2 tRNA genes are annotated in these 343 nt (G+C 41.1%); both read left to right on the plus strand.

Annotated features, from left to right (window positions below):
- Positions 1 to 75 precede the first annotated feature (75 nt).
- Positions 76 to 150 (plus strand) — tRNA-Gln (locus tag CWB77_RS17160).
- 5 nt (positions 151 to 155) lie between these two features.
- Positions 156 to 232 (plus strand) — tRNA-Met (locus CWB77_RS17165).
- Positions 233 to 343 lie beyond the last annotated feature (111 nt).

Below are 343 nucleotides of genomic sequence, written 5' to 3' on the forward strand. Positions count from 1 at the left end.
ATGGATGTGAGAGTTCAAGTCTCTCCTTCCGCACCATATTCTTGATAAGAATTAAAATTATCAACAATTTATTGTTGGGATATCGCCAAGCGGTAAGGCACCAGGTTTTGATCCTGGCATTCCCAGGTTCAAATCCTGGTATCCCAGCCAACAATGGCTAAGTAGCTCAGCTGGTTAGAGCACATCACTCATAATGATGGGGTCACAGGTTCAAATCCCGTCTTAGCCACCATTTCTTTTCTAGAAGTGGCTCTGCAAGAGTTAAATTGCAACTCAATGAAGAGTTTAAAATAACTACCATTTCTTTGATTAATTCAAAGTGATAATGCGGGAGTGGCGGAAT

Source organism: Pseudoalteromonas sp. S1610, assembly GCF_005887465.1.
GTDB lineage: Bacteria > Pseudomonadota > Gammaproteobacteria > Enterobacterales > Alteromonadaceae > Pseudoalteromonas > Pseudoalteromonas undina.